5 protein-coding genes are annotated in these 4,193 nt (G+C 70.8%); 3 read left to right on the top strand and 2 right to left on the bottom strand.

All coding sequences use genetic code 11. The annotated features are described in order from the left end of the window. On the bottom strand, positions 1 to 688 hold a 688-nt coding region (locus CSW58_RS13005; RefSeq protein WP_369825196.1), incomplete at its 3' end, for a cation:dicarboxylate symporter family transporter. Between the two features lie 208 nt (positions 689 to 896). On the opposite strand from CSW58_RS13005, the gene CSW58_RS13000 reads away from it, so the two are divergent. Genes CSW58_RS13000 through CSW58_RS15855 form a run of 3 tightly spaced genes read left to right on the top strand, consistent with a single transcriptional unit; the run spans position 897 to position 4,005 of the window. Further along, on the top strand, positions 897 to 2,666 hold the full coding sequence (locus tag CSW58_RS13000; RefSeq protein WP_236627831.1) for an ATP-binding protein: 1,770 nt from the start codon (positions 897 to 899) through the stop codon (positions 2,664 to 2,666). Beyond that, a complete protein-coding gene (locus tag CSW58_RS12995) occupies positions 2,663 to 3,433 on the top strand; it encodes a sigma-54 dependent transcriptional regulator (RefSeq protein ID WP_255406588.1) in 771 nt (256 codons plus the stop codon). The genes CSW58_RS13000 and CSW58_RS12995 overlap by 4 nt, the downstream gene beginning before the upstream one ends. Then, positions 3,430 to 4,005 (top strand): sigma 54-interacting transcriptional regulator, encoded by a 576-nt coding sequence (locus CSW58_RS15855; RefSeq protein WP_255406589.1) that lies wholly within the window; start codon positions 3,430 to 3,432, stop codon positions 4,003 to 4,005. The genes CSW58_RS12995 and CSW58_RS15855 overlap by 4 nt, the downstream gene beginning before the upstream one ends. Here the strand turns inward: CSW58_RS15855 and CSW58_RS15505 are convergent. Then, positions 3,999 to 4,193, bottom strand: a 195-nt coding sequence (locus tag CSW58_RS15505; RefSeq protein ID WP_236627830.1) for a hypothetical protein, incomplete at its 5' end; no start/stop codon positions are given. The two genes, CSW58_RS15855 and CSW58_RS15505, sit on opposite strands and share 7 nt — an antisense overlap.

The following is a 4,193-nucleotide window of genomic DNA, read 5'->3' as shown; positions in this document are numbered from 1 at the left end:
CGGCCTTCATCAGGATCGCCACCAGCTTGAAGATCACTTGGCTGAGCGACTCCAGCGCCCGGGTGACCGGCGCTGCGGCCTCGCCGACCAGGGCCAGGGAGAGGCCAAACAGGATGGCGACCAGCAGGGTCTGCAGGATATTGCCCTCGACGAAGGCGCTGACCAGGGTGGTGGGGATGATGCCGGTGAGAAAGCCGACGACCGTCGTCTCGTGGGCCGCCTCGGAATATTTCGCCACCGCCCCGGCGTCGAGGCTGGCCGGGTCGATGTTCAGGCCGCGACCGGGCTGCACCACATTGGCGATGACCAGGCCGATGATCAGGGCCAGGGTCGAGAACACCAGGAAATAGCCGAAGGCCTTGGCGGCGACGCGGCCGACCTGACTCAGATCGCGCATGCCGGCGATGCCGGTGGCGATGGTCAGGAAGATCACCGGCGCGATGATCATCTTCACCAGCTTGATGAAGGCGTCGCCCAGCGGCTTGAGGCTCTTGCCCAACTCGGGCCAGAAATGGCCGACCAGGGCCCGGCGACGATGGCCAGCAGAACGGTGAAATAGAGGCTGCGATAGAACGGCCGACGAACGGCCGGTCCCGCCGAAACTGGCATGGACGTGATCAACGCACCCTCCCTGGAATCCGTGACGACGGACCCGAAACCCCGCGTCGCGATCTACGCCGCGGCACACCGGCAGTATCGGGACCCGGATGGAGCCGGCGCAAGCGCTCGGCGGATTTCACGAAAACTCTTGAAATCATTGTTCTAAATGCTCCGATCGGGTGGCGAGTGGCCAATTTTGTGCGGAATTTCGCATAGCCGTTCTAGACATTTGTGCGGAAATCCGCACCGATGCCGGCATGCCGCGACTCTCCGCATCCCTGACTGGACCATGGCGCGTGTTCGCCGTCGTGTGGATCGTGATCGCCGTGGCGGCGGTGGTCGTGGGCGGCGAGTTGGCCCGGCGCGACGCCCAGGCCGGGATGCTGCGCCAGGCCGCCACCGCCAGCGCCCTGCACGCGGCGGTGCTGCGCAGCGAACTGGAGCGGCACAGGTCCTTGCCGCTGGTGCTGGCCCAGGATCCCGACCTCCAGGCCCTGCTGGCCGCGCCCAGTCCCCAGGCCGTCGAGCGGCTGAACCGCAAGTTCGAGGGCCTGGCCCAGGAGAGCCGGGCGGCGGCCATCTATGTCCTGGACCTGCGCGGCGTGGCGCTGGCGGCCAGCAATTGGCGCGAACCGACCAGCTTCGTCGGCTCGCAATACGGTTTTCGACCCTATTTCGGCGACGCTCTGCGGGCCGGTCAGGCGGCCTTCTTCGCCCTGGGCACGGTCAGCGGCCGGCCGGGCCTCTATCTGTCGCGGCGGGTCGATGACGCGGCGGGCCAGCCTCTGGGCGTGATCGTCGCCAAGGTCGAGTTCGACGCCCTCGAAGACGAGTGGCGCGCCTCGGGCGAGCCGACCTATGTCACCGACGCCGACGGGGTGGTGCTGATCACCACGGCCCCGGCCTGGCGCTTCCACACCTCGCGGCCGCTGAGCCAGGCCCGCCGCCAGCGTCTGGCCGTCGACCAGACCGCCGGCACGGTCGCCCTGACCGACCTGCCGTTCAAGACCACCGCCCCGGCCATGGTCCGACTGTCCAGCGACGTTCCGCCCGACCTCTACGCCCAGGCCTCCGACAGCGTGGCGGGCAGCGACTGGACGGTGCACCTGCTGTCGCCGGCCGGGGCGACGGTGGCCCAGGGCCTGATCGCCGCCCGCACCCTGGCCCTGCTGAGCGTCGCCCTGCTGGCCGGCCTGTCGGGGGTGCTGCTGCGCCGCCGCCAGAGGGCCGCGGCCCGCACGGTCGAGGCGGAGGCGGCGCGGCGCGACCTGGAGCGGCGGATCGACCTGCGCACCCTCGAGCTGCGGGCCGCCAACAGCCAGCTCAGCCAGGAGATCGAGGAGCGGCTTCGCCTGGAACGGGACCGCCAGGACCTGCAGGACGAGCTGATCCAGGCCAACAAGCTGGCGACCCTGGGCCAGATCGCCGCCGGCGTCGCTCACGAGATCAACCAGCCGATCGCCGCCATCCGTACCCATGCCGACAGCGCCGGCCTCTATCTGGAGCGCCAGGACACCGCCGCGGTCGGGCGGTCCCTGGTCCGGATCGGCGATCTGACCGAGCGGGTCGGGGCGATCACCGACGAGTTGCGGGCCTTTTCGCGCAAGACCCGGTCCGAGGCCGTGGCGGTCGGGGTGGAGGCGGCGATCGACGGGGCCCTGCTGCTAGTCGGGCCCCGCCTGCGCGAGCGCGGCGTCACGGTCGAGCGCCGGCGCGGGGCGGCGGGCCTGCAGGTGCGGGCCGAGCGCAACCGGTTGGAGCAGGTGGTGCTGAACCTGCTGCAGAACGCCATCGAGGCGCTGGAGACGGTCAGCGCGCCTTCGGTGTCCATCGCCGTGCGCGAGCGCGACGGTTCGGTGGTGATCCGCATCGCCGACAACGGGCCGGGCGTGTCCAAGGCCATGCGCGAGCGGCTGTTCACGCCGTTCTCCACCGACAAGCATGACGGCCTGGGCCTGGGGCTGGTGATCAGCCGCGACATCGTCACCAGCTTTGGCGGCGAACTGACCCTGGCGGCCGGCGCGGGGGGCGCGGTGTTCAAGATCGTCCTGGCCAAGGTTCCATGAGTTTCCAGACCCTCAACCGCGTCGCCCTGGTCGAGGACGACGACGCCTTCCGCGCCGCCCTGGCCGAGCGCCTGGCCCTGGCCGGGCTGACCGTGGCGCCCTTCGCCTCGGGCGAGGCGGCGCTGCGGGTCCTGGATGCGCGCTTCGACGGGGTGGTGGTCACCGACCTGCGCATGCCGGGCCTGGACGGGCTGCAGCTGATCCAGCGGCTGGGCGTGGTCGACCCGGACCTGCCGGTGGTGATGATCACCGGCCATGGCGACATCTCCGAGGCCGTCGAGGCCATGAAGCGCGGGGCCTACGACTTCCTGACCAAGCCCTTCGCGCCCGAGCGGTTGGTCGAAACCCTCGGCCGAGCGCTGGAGAAGCGGGCCCTGGTGCTCGACAACCGCCGCCTGGCCGCCCAGGCCGCTGACGAAACCTGGGCCATCCCGCTGAGCGGCGAGAGCCCGGCGGCCGAGGGTCTGCGCGCCGCCATCAAGCAGCTGGCCGACGCCCATGTCGACGTTCTGATCGAGGGCGAAACCGGGGCCGGCAAGGAGGCCGTGGCCCGGGCCATCCACAATGCCGGACAGCGTCGCCTGCAACCCTTCGTCGTCGTCTCCTGCGCGGCCCTGCCCGACAGCGGGGCCGAGAGCCAGTTGCTGGGCCATGAGCCGGGCGCCTTCGCCGGGGCGATGCGGCGGCGGACCGGGCAGATCGAGCAGTCGCATCGCGGCAGCCTGTTCCTTGACGAAATCGACCTGGCCCCCGCGCCGTGCAGATGATGCTGCTGCGGGTGCTGGAGGAACGCGAGGTGACGCCCAGCGGGGCGTCGGAGGCGCGCGGTCTGGACCTTCGGGTGCTGGCGGCGACCAAGGCCGATCCGGCCGAGGCGGTGGCGCGCGGCGACCTGCGCGAGGACCTCTATTATCGCCTCAACGTCGTGCGGCTGCGCATCCCGCCCCTGCGCGAGCGGCGCGCCGACGTACCGCTGCTGTTCGCCCGGTTCCTCAATCGCGCGGCCGAGCGGCTGGGGCGTCCGGCCCCGCGCATCGACCACGCGGTGCGGCGGCGGCTGCTCGAACATGACTGGCCGGGCAATCTGCGCGAGCTGGCCAATTTCGCCAGCCAGGTGGCCCTGGGCATGGCCGGGGCGCAAGGCGTCTTGCTGTCGGAGTCCGGCCTGAGCGAGCAGGTCCTGGCCTATGAGGCCGAGCTGATCCGCGAGGCGCTGATCGCCTGCAAGGGCGACATCCGCGAGGTCACCGCGCGGCTGAAGATCCCGCGCAAAACCCTGTACGACAAGATGACCCGCCACGGCCTGCAGCCCGCCCTGCACCGCAAGGCCGATCACTGAGGCCTGACGCGGCCGCTGACCGCCATTGCCGTCACGGCGCCCTCGCCCTGGCCCGATCCCCGCGTCAGGGTGGCGGCCAACAAAATCGCCAGGGAGCGAAACATCATGAAGGTTGCAGCGTCAGGGCCCCCGGCGGGCTGGACAAGCTTGTCATTGAGACGCGGCCCGAGCCCGTCGCCGGTCCCGGC

It is taken from the genome of Caulobacter sp. B11 (genome assembly GCF_002737765.1).
Lineage (GTDB): Bacteria > Pseudomonadota > Alphaproteobacteria > Caulobacterales > Caulobacteraceae > Caulobacter.
This window is presented reverse-complemented; position numbering and strand designations above follow the sequence as displayed.

Coding starts and splice junctions, on each gene's coding strand:
- CSW58_RS15855 (WP_255406589.1), top strand. CDS start 3,430: ATGATGCTGCTGCGGGTGCTGGAGGAACGCGAGGTGACGCCCAGCGGG.
- CSW58_RS12995 (WP_255406588.1), top strand. CDS start 2,663: ATGAGTTTCCAGACCCTCAACCGCGTCGCCCTGGTCGAGGACGACGAC.